Here is a 17370-nt window from a genome sequence, read left to right as displayed (position 1 = left end):
GCTACGCGAAACTTACTCCCCGGCAAATGATCGTTCCGGCCGCAGTGTTTCCACTCAGTCGTATTTTTTTCTTAGGAGTGAAGATTGATCCGGCGCGGCGTCACGTCAAGCGATTTGTGAAACCATGCACATCACGCTTGCGCGCGCGGACATCAAAGCGTCCGGCGGTGCGGCCGGCGGGCGCTTTGCGAGTCCCAAAAGGGCAGGTCAGGAACGTGGTTTGGTCTTTTGCGGATCGTAGTGGGCAAAGGCCACGACCCGAGCCGGCAGCCGCTTGGCGTGGCCGTCGAGCTTGCCGATCTCGACCTCCGTGCCGACAGCGGCATGAGCGACGTCGAGCCGCGCCAGCGCGATGTTCTTGCTCAGCACCGGCGAGCGCATGCCCGACGTGACGACGCCGATCTGGGCGCGCCCGACATGGACGCAGTCGCCGTGGCCGAGGGCGACATTGCTGTCGATGTCGAGGCCGACCAGCTTTGTCTGCGGATGATCCTTGCGCCGGATCAGCGCCTCGCGGCCGATGAAATCGTCGGTCTTGCTCTTCAGCGGCACGGTGAAGCCGATACCAGCCTCGAACGGATCGGTCTGGTCGGAAAATTCGTAACCGGCGAAGATCAGTCCGGCCTCGATGCGCACCATGTCGAGCGCCTGCAGGCCCATCGGCTTCAGCCCATGCGGCTGGCCGGCCTCCCAGATCGCGTCGAAGACTTTTTGCGCGTCGCGCGGATGGCACCAAATCTCGTAGCCGAGTTCGCCGGTATAGCCGGTGCGTGAAACGAGGACGGGGATGCCGTTGCCGCCGCCGATCCTGGCGACGGCGAAGCGGAACCATTCGAGTTCCTCGATCGATGGCTGCAGCGGCGAGGTCCACATCACCTCCTTCAGGATGGCGCGGCTCTTTGGCCCTTGCACGGCGATGTTGTGCATCTGGTCGGTGGACGAGCGCACCAGCACGTTGAGGCCGAGTTTTGTCGCCGTCTCGCGCAGCCATTCGCCGGACAGATCGTCGCCGCCAACCCAGCGGAAATTGTCCTTGCCGAGCCGCAGAAGCGTGCCGTCGTCGATCATGCCGCCATGTTCGTAACACATGGCGGAGTAGACGACCTGGCCGACGCCGAGCTTCTTGACGTCACGCGTCAGCGTATATTGCAGCAGCGCTTCGGCATCCGGGCCGGTCACTTCGAACTTGCGCAGCGGCGACAGGTCCATGATCACGGCATCCTGCCGGCAGGCCCAATATTCGGCGATGGCGCCTTCCCTGGCGAACGAATTGGCCAGCCAATAGCCCCTGTACTCGACGAAGTCGCGTGTGTGTTTGGCAAAGCTCGAATGGAAAGCTGTCTCGCGGGTCATTTTCGGTTCCGAATCAGGCGTCATGCGTCTGGCGATCGCTCGCGAGAATTTGTGCTGGCCGGAATAGGTCCGCACGTGGATGTCGGTCAGGTCCCAGCCATTGGCCGGCGTCGTGTCGTCGGGGCAGGCCGAGGAGACGCAGACGATGTCGGTCAGCGCTCTGAGCAGAACATAGTCGCCGGCCCGCGACCATGGCTCGTCCGACACCATGACGCCATGGGCGTCGATCGCCGTGTTGAAGAAGAAGTTGATCGCCATCCAGCCGGCGCGGGGATTGACGCCCTTGCCGTCCAGCGCGCGATTAAAGTTCTCCGAGCAGTTGGTGTGGCCGGGATAGCCGATGTCGTCATAATATTTCGCCGCGCAGGCGAGCGCGAAGGCATCGTGCCGGCCGCACGTGTCCTGCACCACCTCAACCAGCGGTTCCATGTCCTGGTCGTAATATTTCGAATGCAGGCCGGGCATCGGATAGCTCGCGCCCATCAGCGTGCGCGTCGTCGTGACGTCGAGCGGATGGTCGAGCCCCTTGTCCAGCTTGCGGGCCGAGAAACACTGGAAGTCGGTGCACTGGCGCCCGTCGACATCGATGATCTGCAGATAGTCGCCCGCCTTGACGAAATACGATTCCGCCGTCGCCGAATGAACGCGCAAATCGAGCACCGGATCGGCCAATGGATCGGCAAGCCGGGATTTCGTTTTCAGGCGGATCGTGTTGCGCCGCACGACGACGCTGAGCGGCGTCACTGTGTCGTGCCCGTCGACCAGCATCGGACCGCCGGGTGCGGCGATCAGCATCGCGCCGTCGCGCGCGACTGTGAATGCCTGCTCGGTACCGGCTGGTGTCATGCCGCCAAACACGCGCACCGCCTCGGCCTGCCCAAGCTGAACCTGGCGGCGTTCGAGGCCGCGGCGCACCGCCGAAAGACTGTCGTCGCCCTCGGTGAGCAGCGCCTTGATGCCGGCGGCATTGCTGTTGGATTTTTCACTGAGAATGCCGGGATCGCTGGCGCCTGACCTGTCCCAAGCCAGCAGCTCGCAGGCCTGGCCTCCCTCGACGTTGCGAACCGTGATCGTATCGCCGGCCTCGACCTCGATCAGCACCGCGCCATTCCCCTGTACGGTATAGCGCTCCATGCCGGCCGGCAGCGCGATCTGGCCAGGCCGCAGGATCAGGCTTGGCCTGGGCGGTCCGGCTGTCACGGTGGGGTAGGGCGACTGGCTCATCTCAGCCTTGCGGTTCGAGAAACAAGTTTGCCTGTGCGTGAAATTATTTTAGCAGCAAGAATAGCAGCGGAGCGGAGTTTGGCAAGGCGGGGAAGAAGCGCAGTGCTACGCCAAGTCCTCCGAATGCCCGATCTCGACACCATACTCGGCAGCCGAGTCCAGCATAGTGTGCCACAGGCTTTCGGCGAAGGTCGAAAACACCAGAACGGTGAAAACAGCCTGTCCGTCCGGCGCATCATTGCCACGCCACAGCGTGACGCTGGTGTGATCCATCGAGGTGGTTGCCGCGGCTCCGACCGGGAACGCCGCCGAATACAGATCGATCGACGACAGTTTGGCGAGCAGGGCGCGCGCCTTGTTGCCGGAAATGCTGATCAACACCCGCGCATGTGACTGGTCCGAGAGCGAAGCCGAGGTCGCGAAAACCGGGGCCAGCGACTCCACCGTGTGTCTGCCTTTCGACAGCACGAAGAACTGATCCGGTCCCGACCAGATGAGCGTGGCTTCGGCTGCTGCGGCCGTCTTCGGTGTTTCCGGCGCCGTCACGCCGAAATGCGCGTTCGCGGCACTCGCCATCTCGGCCGTCTTGCCGCGCCGGGCCATCACCTGGACAAGGTCGAAATTGCGGATCTCGCTCAGGGTCACGCCGGCGTCGCCTCGCGCGCCGTGTGGACCGGCGACGAGTGCGCGGTGGAGAGGGCTGCGGGTCTCCCAGGAAAACTCAGCCACGCTGGCGCCCTCCATCCGGGTCATAGAAGACAGGGTTGCACAGTTCCAAATCGTAATCCTCGCCGCGTAGCGGATCGTGCGCATGCACGATCTCGCCGAACCGCTCGCGGCCGCGCTCGACAAGTGCAAGCCCGATCCATTGGTCTGATGTCGGCGAAAAGCAGACCGAGGTGACGTAGCCCTGGTCGTTGTCGGGCCCGGGTGTCTGCCCCTTCGGAATTATGTGCGCGCCGGAACGCAGGCGCCGGGCCTTGTCGGTCGGCTTGATGCCGACGACGACCTGCCGATCCGCTGCGATCAGCGCCTCGCGTCCGGCCATGACGCGGCCGATGAAATCCTTCTTGGTCGACATCATCTTGCCGAGGCCGAGATCGGCCGCGGTGGTCGTGCCGCTGAGTTCCGGACCCGCGACGTGACCCTTTTCGATGCGCATGACGCCGAGTGCCTCGGTGCCGTAAGGCGTCACGCCGAACGGCTTGCCCGCAATCATCAGATTGCGCGCCATCGCCTCGCCGTAGCGCGCCGGCACCGAAATCTCGAACGCCATTTCGCCCGAGAACGAGATGCGAAACAGTCGCGCCTTGACGCCGCCGCGCAACGCGACTTCGCGCGCGCCCATGAAGGGGAACCCTTCGTTGGAAAGGTCTTCCGAGGGATCGACGATCTCTTTCAACAGGTCGCGGGTTTTGGGTCCGGCAATGGAAAATTGCGCCCACTGGTCGGAGACCGAGGTTAACTGCACATCGAGTTCCGGAAACAGCACCTGCCGGCAGAATTCGAGATGCTGCATCACCAGCCCGGCCTTGGCCGTGGTGGTGGTGAGGAAATAGTGGTCCTCGGCCAGCCGCGACGTGGTGCCGTCATCATAGACGATGCCGTCCTCGCGCAGCATCAGCCCGTAGCGCGCTTTTCCCACCGCAAGAGTGGAGAAGGTGTTGATGTAGACGCGGTCGAGGAAGGTGCCGGCGTCCGCGCCATGCACGTCGATCTTGCCCAGCGTCGAGACATCGCAGAAGCCGACGCCTGAGCGCACCGCCTTGACCTCGCGGGTCACCGATTCCAGCCAATCCTTCTCGCCGGCGCGCGGATACCATTGCGCGCGCTTCCACAGGCCGGTGTCGACGAAGATCGCGCCCTGTTCGGCGGCCCAATGATGCGACGGCGTCAGCCGCGTCGCGTGAAAATTCTCGTCGCGATGATGGCCGGCGAAGGCGCCGATGGCGACCGGCACATAGGGAGGCCGGTAGATTGTCGTGCCGGTCTCGGGAATGGATTTGCCCGTGATCGCCGCCATGATGGCGAGGCCGGCGACGTTCGAGGTCTTGCCCTGGTCGGTCGCCATGCCGAGCGTGGTGTAGCGCTTCAGGTGCTCGACCGATTCGAACCCTTCGCGCTGCGCCAGCTCGATATCCGATGCGGTGACATCATGCTGCTGGTCGACGAAAGCCTTGCCTTTGCCGGCAACGTGCCAAAGCGGCGCCAGTGAAAAGGCTTCGTCGTCGGCCACCGGCGTGGAGCCTGAGCCATTGCCGTGTCCGGCATCACGTGCCGCAGCCGCGCCCGCCGCAAATCCTTCGCGCAAGCAGGCGCCAAGCCCGAAGGCGCCGTTGGCGGCACCAGCCGCGACCATTCCCGGAGGCGCGCCGTCGGGCACGAAGGCGGCGATATCGTCGCGCCATTTCGGCCGGCCGCGATGATAGGAGGTGAGCCCGACCGCCGGGTTCCAGCCGCCGGAAACGGCAAGCCCGTCGGCTTCCACTTCGGCACGCGCGCCGCCGGTGAGTGAGACGGAAATCTTGCGCACGCCATTCTTGCCGCCATCGATGCCGCTGACGGAGCCATGCAGAACCGCAAAGCCGCCCTTGCTGGCAAGCGAGCGGTGCTCGGAAGAGATTTCGGCGCGCGCGTCGATCACGGCGGCGACCTGCAGTCCCGCCCCGAGCGCTGCCTCGACGGTGCGCCAGCCGTCCTCGTTGTTGGTGAACAGCGCGATGCGTCTCGCCGGTGCCGCGGCATAACGTGCGATATAGCTGCGCATGGCGGACGCCATCATCACGCCCGGCGTGTCGTTGCCGGCAAAGACGATTGGCCGTTCGAGCGCGCCTGCCGCGACGACGCAGCGCTTGGCCACGATGCGCCATAGCCGCTGGCGCACCTGGTGCTCCGGCGGCGAGGGCAGATGGTCGCTGACGCGCTCGATCGCGCCATAGGTGCCGCCATCATAGACGCCGAACAGCGTCGTGCGCGTCATGATGTGGACATCAGGCATGGCGGCAAGCTCACTGAGCGTGCGCGCGATCCATTCGTCGGCAGGCATGCCGTCGATCATGCCGCCATCGGCAAGCAGGCGCCCGCCGGGAACAAAGTCCTCTTCGCACAGGATGACGCGGGCGCCGCTGCGGCCTGCTGCGAGGGCGGCTGCGAGGCCCGTCGGGCCGGACCCGGCGATCAGCACGTCGCAATGCGCCCAGGCCTTGTCGTAATGATCCGGGTCGGCAATGCCGGCTGCACGGCCGAGACCCGCGGCGCGGCGGATCGCCGGCTCATAGATCGCTTCCCAGAACTTCGCCGGCCACATGAAGGTCTTGTAGTAGAAGCCGGCGACGAAGATCGGCGCGAACAGCTGGTTGACCGACATCACGTCGAAGGCGAGCGACGGCCAGCGGTTCTGGCTGGCGGCGTCGAGCCCTTCATAGAGCTCCGCTGTCGTCGCCTTGGTGTTCGGCTCGCGCCGTGCACCGCTGCGCAGCTCCACCAGCGCGTTAGGTTCTTCCGATCCCGCGGTCAGGATGCCGCGCGGGCGATGGTACTTGAACGAGCGGCCAACCAGCTTGACGCCGTTGGCAACCAGTGCCGAGGCAAGCGTGTCGCCTTTGAAACCGGAGAAGCTCTTGCCGTCGAACCTGAAATTCAGCGGCGCCGAACGGTCGACGAGACCGCCGGATGTGAGACGATGGGGTTGAGAGGTCACGATGTCCAGCCTCTCGTCGATTCGATGTCATGGCGGAGGGCAGCACTGCCCCTCATCGCCCTGCCGGGCACTTCTCCCCGTATAGTGACGGGGAGAAGGGGGCTGGCCGCTAAGTTGGCTTCCTTCTTGCAGCGCTGGCGATCGGCGAAACCGGGGACGGCAGCACCCCTGTCCCCGTCCCTATACGGGGAGAGGATGCCGGCAGGCAGGTGAGAGGCGGCGCCGAGTTGGCAGGAAATATTCATTTCGCAACCTGCCTCGCCCCGGCACCCGCTGCCGGTTCAACCGCCGAAATCTCGTGCGTCAGCGTGTTGCGGGTGACCTTCAGCCAGGCCCGGCAGCCGCCGCCATGATACCAGTTCTCATCCATCACGCCGGCGATGTTGTCGCGCAGATAGACGTAATCGTAGACCTCATCTTCCGACGCTCCAGGCGCCGGCCGCACCGGCTTGGCGTCGCCGAGATAGGTGAACTCGCCGAGCTCGCGTTCACCACAGAAGGGACAGACAATACGCATGTTTTTCGACTGTCCTCAGTGCAGGTTCGGTTGGGCGCCCTGGCCCTTTTCGTCGATGACAGCACCAGACCGGAACCGGTCGAGCCGGAAGCGGGCGGCCTCGGCGTGCGATTCATCGCGAGCAAGCAGATGGGCGAAGACGAAGCCTGAGCCGGGTGTCGCCTTGAAGCCGCCATAACACCAGCCGGCATTGAGGTAGAGCCCGTCGACCGGTGTCTTGTCGATGATCGGCGAGCCATCCATCGACATATCCATGATGCCGCCCCATTGGCGCAGCAGCCGGACGCGGCCTATCATCGGCATCAGCGCCATGCCGCCCTCGCAGACATCTTCCATGACAGGCATGTTGCCGCGCTGGGCATAGGAATTGTAGCCGTCGATGTCGCCGCCGAAGACCAGCCCGCCCTTGTCGGACTGGCTGACATAGAAATGGCCGGCGCCAAACGTCATGACGCCGGGAATGAGCGGCTTGATCGCCTCCGAGACGAAGGCCTGCAGCACATGGCTTTCGATCGGCAGCCGCAGGCCAGCCATCGCCGCGACGCGCGATGAGGACCCGGCCACCGCCATGCCGACCTTGCCGGCGCCGATCCTGCCGCGCGAGGTCTCGACACCAGTCACCTTGCCGTTGGCGTCCCTGACAAAGCCCGTGACTTCGCAATTCTGGATGATGTCGACGCCGAGTTCGCTGGCAGCGTGGGCGTAGCCCCAGGCCACCGCGTCGTGCCGCGCCGTGCCGCCGCGCCGCTGCAGCAGCCCGCCCTGCACGGGAAAGCGCGCATTGTCGAAGTTCAGGAACGGGATCATCTTCTTGACCGCCGCCAGGTCGAGCAGTTCGGCGTCGATACCGTTGATGCGCATGGTGTTGCCGCGCCGTGCATAGGCGTCGCGCTGCGCATCGGAATGGTAGAGGTTGATGACGCCGCGCTGGCTGACCATCGCGTTGTAGTTGAGGTCCTGCTCCATCCGTTCCCAAAGCTTCATCGACAATTCGTAGAAGCCGGTATTGCCGGGCAGGCCGTAGTTGGAGCGGATGATAGTGGTGTTGCGGCCGGCATTGCCGGAGCCAATCCAGCCCTTTTCCAGCACCGCGACATTTTTGATGCCGAATTCGCTGGCCAGGAACCAGGCGGTGGCCAGCCCATGGCCGCCGCCGCCGATGATCACCACGTCGTAGCGGTCCTTCGGCGCGGCGTCGCGCCAGGTGCGTTGCCAGTTCTTGTGGCCGGAAAGAGCGGCGCGGGCGAGCGAGAAGATCGAGTATTTCATACGTTCATTCCGAGGTCGCTCGCCCCAAACAGGAACTTTCTTGACGCATCGCCTTTGCCGAAAACCGTGTCACACTTTTCGGTCCGATGCTCTAGATGTCCAGCGTGTGGTCGCGCTCCCATTGCGTGAAGTGCGAAGCATAGGAATTCCATTCCTGGTGCTTCAGCTTTAGATATGCCGACGAGAATTCCTCACCCAGCGCCGCCTTGAGCGATTTGTCCTTGTCGAACTCGCGCAACGCATCGAGCAGGTTAAGCGGCAGCTTGGGCGCGCCCTTCACCGTGTGGCCATGCTGGTACATGTCGATATCGTAGCGCTTGCCCGGATCGGCCTTCGAGCGGATGCCGTCGAGGCCGGCGGCGATGATGACCGCCTGCAGGAGATAGGGGTTGGCAGCGCCATCGGGCAGGCGCAATTCGAAGCGGCCGGGGCCGGGCACGCGCACCATGTGGGTGCGGTTGTTGCCGGTCCAGGTCACCGTGTTCGGCGCCCAGGTCGCGCCCGAAATGGTGCGCGGCGCGTTGATGCGCTTGTAGGAATTGACCGTCGGGTTGGTGATCGCGGCGAGCGCCGAAGCGTGCTTCATGATGCCGCCAAGGAAGTTCTTGCCTTTGGCGGAAAGACCGAGCTCCATCGAATTGTCGGCGAAGACATTGGTCTTGCCCGATTTGTCCCAGACAGAGATGTGGGCATGGCAGCCATTGCCGGTCAGGCCCTGGAACGGTTTGGGCATGAAAGTGGCGCGCAGCCCATGCTTTTCCGCGATCGACTTGACCATGAACTTGAAGAAGGAATGCTTGTCGGCGGTCGGCAGCGCATCGTCGAACGCCCAGTTCATCTCGAATTGGCCGTTAGCGTCCTCGTGGTCGTTCTGGTAAGCGCCCCAGCCGAGCGCCAGCATGTGGTCGCAGATCTCGGCGATGACATCGTAACGGCGCATCACCGCTTGCTGGTCGTAGCAAGGCTTCGATGCCGTGTCGTATTCATCGGAGATCGTCTTGCCGTCCGGCGAGATCAGGAAGAACTCGGCCTCGACGCCGGTCTTGACGTGCATGCCGTCGGCGGCTGCCTCGGCGATCAGCCGCTTCAGTGTGTTGCGCGGCGCCTGGTCGACGTCCTTGTCGTCCATGATGCAGTTGGCGGCGACCCAGGCGACTTCCGGTTTCCATGGCAACTGGATGACCGAGTCTGGATCCGGCACCGCCAGCATGTCGGGATGCGCCGGCGTGAGGTCGAGCCAGGTGGCGAACCCGGCAAAGCCGGCACCGTCCTTCTGCATGTCGGCGATGGCTTGCGCCGGTACCAGCTTGGCACGCTGGCCACTGAACAGGTCAGTGTAGGAAATCATGAAATATTTGACGTTTTTCGCCCTTGCGAACTCTGCAAGATCAACTGTCACTGAAGTTCCCCATTTCTTATCGATTGTCGGCCCTAGAGCATATGGCCTTCGGCCCTTTGTTGATCAGAAGCCGTTCTTCCCCGGTATCCAGTTGGTGCCGGCCAGCGGCACGCCGGCCATGGCGGCAGCCTCGATCGTCAATGCGACGAGGTCCTCGGGTTCGAGATTGTGCAGGCTGTTCTTGCCGCAGGCGCGGGCGATGGTCTGCGCCTCCAGCGTCATCACCTTCAAATAATTCGCCAACCGGCGCCCGGCGGCCACGGGGTCGACCCGCTTCATCAGTTCGGGGTCCTGCGTGGTGATGCCGGCAGGGTCCTTGCCCTCATGCCAGTCGTCATAGGCGCCCGATGTGGTGCCGAGTTCGTTGTACTCCGCCTCCCAGCGGGGATCGTTGTCACCGAGCGCAACGAGTGCCGCGGTGCCGATCGACACGGCGTCGACGCCGAGCGCCAGCGCCTTGGCCACATCGGCGCCGTTGCGGATGCCGCCTGAGACGATGAGCTGCACCTTGCGGTGCATGCCGAGATCCTGCAGCGCCTGCACCGCCGGCCTGATGCAGGCGAGCGTCGGCTGGCCGACATTCTCGATAAACACTTCCTGCGTCGCCGCCGTTCCGCCCTGCATGCCGTCGACCACGACAACGTCGGCGCCGGCCTTCACCGCAAGCGCTGTATCGTAGTAGGGCCGGGCGCCGCCGACCTTGACGTAGATCGGTTTTTCCCAGTCGGTGATTTCACGCAGTTCGAGTATCTTGATCTCGAGATCGTCCGGGCCTGTCCAGTCGGGGTGGCGCGAGGCCGAGCGCTGGTCGATGCCTTTGGGCAGCGTGCGCATTTCGGCGACACGATCCGAAATCTTCTGGCCGAGCAGCATGCCGCCGCCGCCGGGCTTGGCGCCCTGGCCGACGACCACTTCGATCGCATCGGCGCGGCGCAGGTCGCGCAGGTTCATGCCGTAGCGCGAGGGCAGATACTGATAGACCAGTTGCTTGGAATGGCCGCGCTCTTCCTCTGTCATGCCGCCATCGCCGGTCGTGGTCGAGGTGCCCGACAGCGTCGCGCCGCGCCCGAGCGCTTCCTTGGCGGGACCGGACAGCGAGCCGAAGCTCATGCCGGCAATGGTGATCGGGATCTTCAGTTCGATAGGCTTCTTGGCGTGGCGCGAACCGAGCACCACGGATGTGTCGCAGCGCTCGCGGTAGCCTTCCAGCGGATAGCGCGAGATCGAGGCGCCGAGGAACAGAAGGTCATCGAAATGCGGCAGCTTGCGCTTGGCGCCGGCACCTCTGATATCGTAGATGCCGGTCGCCGCGGCGCGGCGGATTTCGGAGAGCGTGTAGTCGTCGAAGGTCGCGGATTTGCGCGGCGTCGTCGGCGGGTTGCGATAGGTCATGCTGCCTCAATACGCGTCGGCGTTGTCGATATTGAAATTGTAGAGCGTGCGCGCCGAGCCGTAGCGCTTGAACTCCGACGGCTTGACGCCGGTCACGCCGGCGCGGTCGAGCAGACCCTGCAGCAGTTCAAGATGCTCGGGCCGCATCTCCTTGGCGATACAGTCCGCACCGAGACTGTCGACCTTGCCGCGCACGAAGAGCCGCGCCTCGTAGATGGAATCGCCCAGTGCATCGCCGGCATCGCCCAGAACAACGAGGTTGCCGGACTGTGCCATGAAGGCCGACATATGGCCGATATTGCCATGCACGACGATGTCGATGCCTTTCATCGAGATGCCGCAGCGCGACGAGGCATTGCCTTCGATGACCAGCAGCCCGCCCTTGCCGGTGGCGCCGGCATACTGGCTGGCATCGCCTTTGATGACGATGGAACCCGACATCATGTTCTCGCCAACGCCGGGGCCGGCCGAGCCGTGCACGGTGATGGCGCTGCCGGAGTTCATGCCGCCGCAGTAATAGCCGACGCTGCCGCGCACATCGATGCTGACAGGATGATCGACACCCACGGCGACCGAATGGCTCCCCTTCGGGTTGAGCACTTCCCACGCCGTCTCGTTCGAACCCGGAGCCAGATTGTGGAGCGCTTGATTGAGTTCGCGCAGCGACAGGACGTCGAGGTCGAAGACGCGCGCATGGCTGTCGCGCGTTGCCTTGGAGGTTGCCGGCATGAACTCAATGCTCCCAGAAATAAACGGTTGCGGGCTCCGGTTCCCAGACCCTCGCATTGTCTATGCCCGGCAGTTTGGTCAGGGCGCGATATTCCGAGCCGAAGGCGACATACTGGTCGGTCTCGGCCATCACGGCGGGCTTGCAGGCGATCGGATCGCGCACCACGCCAAAACCATTCTTGGTGCCGACGACGAAGGTGAAGAAGCCATCGAGGTCGGACAGCGTGCCTTCAAGTGCCTCGCCGAGGTTCTTGCCATGCGCCATTTGCGAGGAAAGGTAGGCGGCCGCCACTTCGGTATCGTTCTCGGTCTCGAATTTCATGCCTTCGCGGATCAATTCGCGGCGAACATTGTTGTGGTTCGACAATGAACCATTGTGCACAAGACACTGGTCGGCACCGGTCGAGAAAGGATGCGCACCCATCGTCGTCACTGCCGATTCCGTCGCCATGCGGGTATGACCGATGCCATGCGTGCCGGTCATCTTGCGCACGTCGAAGCGATCGACGACGGCTTCGGGCAGGCCGACTTCCTTGTAGATTTCCACCGCTTCGCCGGCGCCCATGATGCGGATGTCGGGCCTGAGCGACTGGAGGGCCTCACGCGCCGCGTCGACCTTGTCCGGCGTGGTCCTGACCACCGCGTGGGTCGATTTCACCGCAATGCTCACCGGCGCTCCGACGGCCTTCGCGAGTTCGGCGTCCAGGCCGCGGAAATCGCGTTCCGGCTTCGGCGACTGGATGGTGATCTTGGCCTCGTTGCCGGATGTCGCGCCATAGATGGCGATGCCGGCACTGTCAGGGCCGCGATCGCTGAGCGATACCAGCATCTCCGACAGCATCGCGCCGAGCTTCGGCTCCAGCGCCTTGTCCTTCAGGAAAAGTCCAACGATTCCGCACATGTCAGCCTCCCGACGTTTGTGACTAAGATGATGTACCGAATGAAATCCTCTAATTCAATGGCATGAAAGAAATTTTCCTCTGGTTACGTATGCGGCTCAATGCCGCTCTGCGTATCGTTTCCTTCCGTCCGGGCATTATGAGCCCATTTGGCGGTACGGATGCGGGCGATCTTGTAGGCGTCGAGGATCGACAGCGCATAGATCAGGAAGCCGCCGGCGTGACGGCCGACGAAGCTGGCGTCCGGCGGTGAAATCCTGGCGGTCACCCAGGCCAGGACGACCATGAAGAAAAGAAACTGCAGTCCGCGCACCGGGATGCCCAGAATGACATGGCCGCTTGCCGGCAGCACGATTGCGGCGCCCAGGACGAGATAAGGGCTCACTGGCGCCGGCGAAGTGTCTGAAGTGCTCATGCGGCCTGCCGTTCGCTTCGGTTGATGGCGTCGCGCAGATCCGAGAGTGATACGAGCAACCGCTCGATCAGCGCAGAATCGATCCGTGTGTCACCGAACGCGGCTTGCCGGAAGACACCGTAGCGTGCCCGCTCGGCCTCGGCCAGCAGCCACACGATGCGCACTCCGTTCGGCGTGATCAGCAGCTCCTTGGCGCGGCCTTCTGAAAACGGTTCCATATGGCCGGCGATGATGCTCTGCGGGAACCGTGTGCCCCTGCGGTCTGTCCGCAGCACCGCCTCGGCCGGAAAACCGGGCGCCTTCGGCAGCGTATGCTGGAGATGGTCGAAATTGGAGAACGTCGTCGGCGAGCCCGGCCGCATCATCATGTCGAAAATGGCAGGTACCGAGACCTTCTCGGTGATCGAAACGCTGAGCCAGCGCGCCGGCAGTTTCCGCGTCGCCAGCGTGTCGACGATGGTGCGCACCTGCACGCGTTGGCCGTTCCATGATCCTTCCCAGGTGATGACGCCGGCGGTGCCGTCCGAGACATTGTCTGCATCCGCGACGACGGCGCGAATGCCCGCCTCATCGGCGGCCAGCGCTGCCGAGGCCCTGTCGCGGCTGCGGCGCGCCTGCCACGCAAAGTGAAGGACGAGAGCCAGGACAATTGCCCCGGCAAGCAGTGCTGATGTCACGTCTGACATTTTATCGTGCAAGGCCCGTCCAGATGCTGGGCGGGCCTACTCCCATCAATAGCCCTGTGGTTTCGGCCACGGCATGGTGAACTGGTCCCCACGCCGCACGAATTTGTAGCGATAGAAATGGAACCACAGCGAAATCAGGAAATAGAAGGCGACCATGGCGATCAACTGCGAGCCGAAGCCGAGGAAGATGGCGAAGAAGGTCACCACGCACAGGCAGAACAGGACGATTGCCGGCAGCGGATGGAAGGGGTGCGTGTAGCCGCGGCGGATCGAGCCCAGCGGCCACTTCTTCCTGAACATCATGATGTTGATGCTCATGAAGGTGTATTGCAGCACGCCCGACAGGATCGAGAAGGTGATCGCCTGGTTGAGGTCGGCGATAAAGGCGAAGGCCAGCGCGATCGGCAGCAGGAACAGGATCGAGCGATAGGGCGTGCGGTATTTCGGATGCACCGCCGAAAACCAGCTCGGCAGATAGCGGTCGCGGCCGAGCGAGAACCAGGCGCGCGCCGCGTCATTGATGCAACCATTGGCGGAGGCAAGCGCGGCGAGCAGCGTCGCTATGAACAGGAGGTTCTCAAGCAGCGGGCTGCCGGTCAGTTTGCCGGCGTCCCACAGCGGATAATAGGTGATGCCGAGATACTCCCAAGGCATCAGCGAGGCGCAGACATACCAGGTCATGGCGGCGGCGATGAGCAGCGTGATCATGCCGGCCATGGTGCCGTAGGGCAGGGAGCGTGCCGGCGAGCGCACTTCCTCGGCGGCCTGGGTGGTCCCTTCGATGCCGAGATAATACCAGATGCCGAACTGGAAGGCGGCGATGACGCCGATCCAGCCATAGGGCAGCGCGTTGCCTGGAGTGACCAGTTCGTTGAGCTTCAGCACCGCGCCTTGCGTCCACGGGCTGACCGAGAAGAACAGGACGACGATCGAGACATAGGCGATGGCCGTGATGACGAAGTTGACGTTGAGCGTCATCAGTACGCCGCGATAGTTGAGCCAGGCCAGCACCACGATGGTGGCGGCGATGAAGGAATTGTGGGTCAGCCCTTCCACACCCGCCTTGGCGACGATGGTGTCGCCGAGCAGGATGGCATCGGACACTTCCAGCATCGTATAGGCAAAGACCAGGAACAGCGCGACGTTGAACGCCATCAACGGCCCGACAATGTGCTTGGCCTGCGCATACTGGCCGCCGGCGGCGGCCACTGTCGACGTCACCTCGGAATCGATCATGGCCACCGAGGTGTAGAGCAGCCCGACGACCCAGCACACGATCAGGGCAGCCAGCGCGCCGCCCTTGTCGGCCGAGAAATTCCAGCCGGTGAACTCGCCGACCAGAACGATGCCGACGCCGAGCGCCCAGACATGGGCCGGGCCAAGCACCCGAAGCAGCGATACCCGGTCGCCGTGAATTGTGGTGGTGGTGGTGTTTTCAAGCGCGACCGTCATCGATCAATCCCCACTCAGATCCGGTGTTTTTCGGAAGCGGCTTCAAGCTCGCCTTCACGCGACGAGGTCAAGACGTCCTCGGAGTAGTTCGTATCGACCTTGAACCAGTCGTAGAGCATCCACAGCGCGAGCACGATCGAGATGCCCCAGCATGCGTAAGAGAGTGCCACCCACATGATCGTGTCCCCAAATTCTTCGTCGCCAAACTTTACCTGTCGTCGAACTTCTCGTTGATCACATCGCGATATTCGCGGTCGGATGCCCGGAACAGGAACACGAAATAACCGATCAGGACGGCCGCCATGATGATCAGCGTCGGCCAGTCGATGATGTAGTGGAACCGGTTCTGGATGACGTCGTGCGCGGTCTCGGGCGTATAGCCGAGCTTTTCCCAGATCGACGCCATGGTCGGATTCTGCCCGAGTGCTTCCCAGGTCTTGGCGTCGAGCGCGTCGATTGATTTTGCGGCACCGGCAAGACCAAGCTTCAGCGGCAGCCACAGCGCCACGAAGATGGCGACCACGACAACGGCGATGTCGAAGACTTGCCCGGCCTTGCTCTGCTCCGGCGGCGTATAGCGGGACATTGTTTCTCCCCTCAGGACTTGCGGTTGCGGGATGCGTCGGCGTTCTTGATGTCGAGCCCGTAGATGAATTCCTTGTCTTCCTTGTAGTGTTTGACCATCGCCAGGATGGCTGCCGTGTTGAAGATGAGCACGGCGGCGGCGGCAATGGCGACGACGGCCTTGATGCCGCCCTGCGGAATGTATGGCCATGTCATGAAGAGGACGAAGAGGATCGTCGCCCACAGGCAGATGATCAGGAGCGCGGATCCGCGCAAGTCGGAGCGGTACAGCGCCTCGATGCGCTGCTGCAGGTCTGCCATCGGTTTTCCCCTTCTTTGCCGACGCCCGGTTCCGAATCCACCGCCCGCCGCTCTCTTTCAAGAGAGTGAAATTTTTTTCATAAATTCAGGCCGAATTTCGCAATTGTCAAGACGAATTTACGCTGAGTTAACCGCTTGCTTCGACCTGCCGATTTTGCCTGACAATGAAATTATTTGCTTTTAGGGGATTGCGGGCCTCTCGCGTTTGCGATCAATATTCGACCAAGCTCCCGGCCTGGCGCACGGGAGCAGGGAACAGCAGCATTTTCGAATGGAGGACGAGCGGATGACGGCATCCTGGAGATTTTCGACCCTGGCGGATCGCCATCGTGCGCTGGGTTCGAAACTCGAAGACTGGAGCGGTATGGGCACCGCCTGGACCTACGACAAGGATGCCGACGAGGAATATATCGCCATCCGCACCAAGGCCGGCCTTATGGATGTTTCCGGCCTGAAGAAGGTGCACATCACAGGGCCGCACGCCTCGCATCTGATCGACCTCGCCACCACGCGTGACGTTGAAAAGATCTATCCCGGCAAGTCGGCCTATGCCTGCATGCTGAACGAGGCGGGAAAATTCACCGACGACTGCATCCTCTACCGCATGGGACCGAATTCCTGGATGGTGGTGCACGGCTCGGGTACCGGCCATGAGGAACTGCAGCGGGCGGCGATGGGACGGGACGTGTCGCTGCGCTTCGACGACAATCTGCACGATTTGTCGCTGCAGGGGCCAACAGCGGTCGACTATCTGGCCAAGCACGTGCCCGGCATCCGCGACCTCAACTACTTCCATCACATGCAGACGCAGCTGTTCGGCTTTCCCGTCATGATCTCGCGCACCGGCTATACCGGCGAACGCGGCTACGAGATCTTCTGCCGTGGCCAGGACGCCGGCACGATCTGGGACAGGATTCTCGACGAGGGCAAGAACGCCGGCATCATTCCCTGCCGCTTCACCACGCTCGACATGCTGCGCGTCGAAAGCTACCTGCTGTTCTACCCCTACGACAATTCCCAAAAGTATCCGTTCGAGAATGAAGGCCCCGGCGATACGCTTTGGGAGCTCGGCCTCGACTTTACCGTCAGCCCCGGCAAGACCGGCTTTCGCGGTGCCGAGGAGCACTATCGCCTGAAGGGCAAGGAGCGCTTCAAGATCTATGGCGTCCTGCTCGACGGCAAGGAGCCGGCGGACGAGGGCGCTCCGGTCTATCGCGACGGCAAAAAGGTCGGCGTTGTCACCTGCGCCATGTATTCGCCGCTGGTCGAGAAATCGATGGGCATTGCCCGGCTCGACGTCGACTGCGCGGTCAAGGACACCACGCTCGAGATCCGCAACAAGAGCGGATCGATCAAGGCGACGGCGCAGCCCTTGCCGTTCGACGATCCCAAGAAGACCAAGCGCACGGCGAAAGGCTGAGGCATAATCGACAGCGAAGGTTTTCGAGGC

The 17370-nt window shown here is 63.1% G+C and carries 16 protein-coding genes; 1 reads left to right on the top strand and 15 read right to left on the bottom strand.

The genetic code is table 11. From position 1 onward, the window contains the following. Positions 1–207: 207 nt before the first annotated feature. The 15 genes from LB516_RS12435 to LB516_RS12365 form a co-directional block, all read right to left on the bottom strand. On the bottom strand, positions 208–2577 hold the full coding sequence (locus LB516_RS12435; RefSeq protein WP_224719641.1) for a DUF1989 domain-containing protein: 2370 nt from the start codon (positions 2575–2577) through the stop codon (positions 208–210). Positions 2578–2682: 105 nt separating this feature from the next. Beyond that, positions 2683–3306 (bottom strand): sarcosine oxidase subunit gamma, encoded by a 624-nt coding sequence (locus LB516_RS12430; RefSeq protein WP_140878185.1) that lies wholly within the window; start codon positions 3304–3306, stop codon positions 2683–2685. Further along, complete coding sequence (locus LB516_RS12425; RefSeq protein ID WP_224719640.1) at positions 3299–6277, bottom strand: sarcosine oxidase subunit alpha; 2979 nt, start codon at positions 6275–6277, stop codon at positions 3299–3301. Before LB516_RS12425 ends, LB516_RS12430 begins: the two co-directional genes overlap by 8 nt. 241 nt (positions 6278–6518) lie before the next feature. Beyond that, positions 6519–6794 (bottom strand): sarcosine oxidase subunit delta, encoded by a 276-nt coding sequence (locus tag LB516_RS12420; protein ID WP_140617375.1) that lies wholly within the window; start codon positions 6792–6794, stop codon positions 6519–6521. 15 nt (positions 6795–6809) lie between these two features. Next, on the bottom strand, positions 6810–8063 hold the full coding sequence (locus LB516_RS12415) for a sarcosine oxidase subunit beta family protein (RefSeq protein WP_140617374.1): 1254 nt from the start codon (positions 8061–8063) through the stop codon (positions 6810–6812). Between the two features lie 91 nt (positions 8064–8154). Continuing rightward, positions 8155–9462, bottom strand: coding sequence for a type III glutamate--ammonia ligase (gene glnT, locus LB516_RS12410; protein ID WP_015318915.1), 1308 nt, complete (start codon positions 9460–9462; stop codon positions 8155–8157). Between the two features lie 63 nt (positions 9463–9525). After that, the gene (locus tag LB516_RS12405) at positions 9526–10854 is read right to left on the bottom strand and encodes an FMN-binding glutamate synthase family protein (protein WP_015318914.1); all 1329 of its coding nucleotides are present in this window, start codon (positions 10852–10854) and stop codon (positions 9526–9528) included. Between the two features lie 6 nt (positions 10855–10860). After that, a complete protein-coding gene (locus tag LB516_RS12400) occupies positions 10861–11583 on the bottom strand; it encodes a GXGXG domain-containing protein (protein WP_140661474.1) in 723 nt (240 codons plus the stop codon). A 4-nt stretch (positions 11584–11587) separates the two neighbouring features. Continuing rightward, positions 11588–12484 carry a class II glutamine amidotransferase gene (locus tag LB516_RS12395; RefSeq protein ID WP_015318912.1) on the bottom strand — a complete coding sequence of 299 codons (897 nt, stop codon included), beginning with the start codon at positions 12482–12484 and terminating at the stop codon, positions 11588–11590. Positions 12485–12567: 83 nt separating this feature from the next. Continuing rightward, complete coding sequence (locus LB516_RS12390; RefSeq protein WP_140724656.1) at positions 12568–12897, bottom strand: hypothetical protein; 330 nt, start codon at positions 12895–12897, stop codon at positions 12568–12570. Further along, the gene (locus tag LB516_RS12385; protein WP_181166354.1) at positions 12894–13583 is read right to left on the bottom strand and encodes a hypothetical protein; all 690 of its coding nucleotides are present in this window, start codon (positions 13581–13583) and stop codon (positions 12894–12896) included. The genes LB516_RS12390 and LB516_RS12385 overlap by 4 nt, the downstream gene beginning before the upstream one ends. A 45-nt stretch (positions 13584–13628) precedes the next feature. Next, on the bottom strand, positions 13629–15035 hold the full coding sequence (locus LB516_RS12380) for an APC family permease (protein WP_140507951.1): 1407 nt from the start codon (positions 15033–15035) through the stop codon (positions 13629–13631). A 14-nt stretch (positions 15036–15049) separates the two neighbouring features. After that, entirely contained in the window at positions 15050–15211 is a 162-nt protein-coding gene (locus LB516_RS12375; RefSeq protein ID WP_015318908.1) for a hypothetical protein, read from the bottom strand. A gap of 32 nt (positions 15212–15243) precedes the next feature. Next, positions 15244–15621, bottom strand: a complete 378-nt coding sequence (locus LB516_RS12370) for a hypothetical protein (protein ID WP_224719639.1) — start codon at positions 15619–15621, stop codon at positions 15244–15246. Positions 15622–15632: 11 nt separating this feature from the next. Then, on the bottom strand, positions 15633–15920 hold the full coding sequence (locus LB516_RS12365; RefSeq protein ID WP_140617370.1) for a hypothetical protein: 288 nt from the start codon (positions 15918–15920) through the stop codon (positions 15633–15635). Positions 15921–16206: 286 nt separating this feature from the next. On the opposite strand from LB516_RS12365, the gene LB516_RS12360 reads away from it, so the two are divergent. Further along, complete coding sequence (locus tag LB516_RS12360) at positions 16207–17340, top strand: aminomethyltransferase family protein (protein WP_224719638.1); 1134 nt, start codon at positions 16207–16209, stop codon at positions 17338–17340. The last annotated feature ends 30 nt before the right edge of the window (positions 17341–17370 follow it).

The sequence above is a fragment of the Mesorhizobium sp. CO1-1-7 genome, from assembly GCF_020164885.1.
GTDB lineage: Bacteria > Pseudomonadota > Alphaproteobacteria > Rhizobiales > Rhizobiaceae > Mesorhizobium > Mesorhizobium australicum.
This window is presented reverse-complemented; position numbering and strand designations above follow the sequence as displayed.

Bases quoted from the DNA above. Each gene is read 5' to 3' on its own strand.
- LB516_RS12365 (WP_140617370.1), bottom strand. From the start codon at position 15,920: ATGGCAGACCTGCAGCAGCGCATCGAGGCGCTGTACCGCTCCGACTTG.
- LB516_RS12370 (WP_224719639.1), bottom strand. From the start codon at position 15,621: ATGTCCCGCTATACGCCGCCGGAGCAGAGCAAGGCCGGGCAAGTCTTC.
- LB516_RS12360 (WP_224719638.1), top strand. From the start codon at position 16,207: ATGACGGCATCCTGGAGATTTTCGACCCTGGCGGATCGCCATCGTGCG.
- LB516_RS12400 (WP_140661474.1), bottom strand. From the start codon at position 11,583: ATGCCGGCAACCTCCAAGGCAACGCGCGACAGCCATGCGCGCGTCTTC.
- LB516_RS12435 (WP_224719641.1), bottom strand. From the start codon at position 2,577: ATGAGCCAGTCGCCCTACCCCACCGTGACAGCCGGACCGCCCAGGCCA.
- LB516_RS12415 (WP_140617374.1), bottom strand. From the start codon at position 8,063: ATGAAATACTCGATCTTCTCGCTCGCCCGCGCCGCTCTTTCCGGCCAC.
- LB516_RS12420 (WP_140617375.1), bottom strand. From the start codon at position 6,794: ATGCGTATTGTCTGTCCCTTCTGTGGTGAACGCGAGCTCGGCGAGTTC.
- LB516_RS12385 (WP_181166354.1), bottom strand. From the start codon at position 13,583: ATGTCAGACGTGACATCAGCACTGCTTGCCGGGGCAATTGTCCTGGCT.
- LB516_RS12380 (WP_140507951.1), bottom strand. From the start codon at position 15,035: ATGACGGTCGCGCTTGAAAACACCACCACCACCACAATTCACGGCGAC.
- LB516_RS12375 (WP_015318908.1), bottom strand. From the start codon at position 15,211: ATGTGGGTGGCACTCTCTTACGCATGCTGGGGCATCTCGATCGTGCTC.
- LB516_RS12405 (WP_015318914.1), bottom strand. From the start codon at position 10,854: ATGACCTATCGCAACCCGCCGACGACGCCGCGCAAATCCGCGACCTTC.
- LB516_RS12390 (WP_140724656.1), bottom strand. From the start codon at position 12,897: ATGAGCACTTCAGACACTTCGCCGGCGCCAGTGAGCCCTTATCTCGTC.
- LB516_RS12395 (WP_015318912.1), bottom strand. From the start codon at position 12,484: ATGTGCGGAATCGTTGGACTTTTCCTGAAGGACAAGGCGCTGGAGCCG.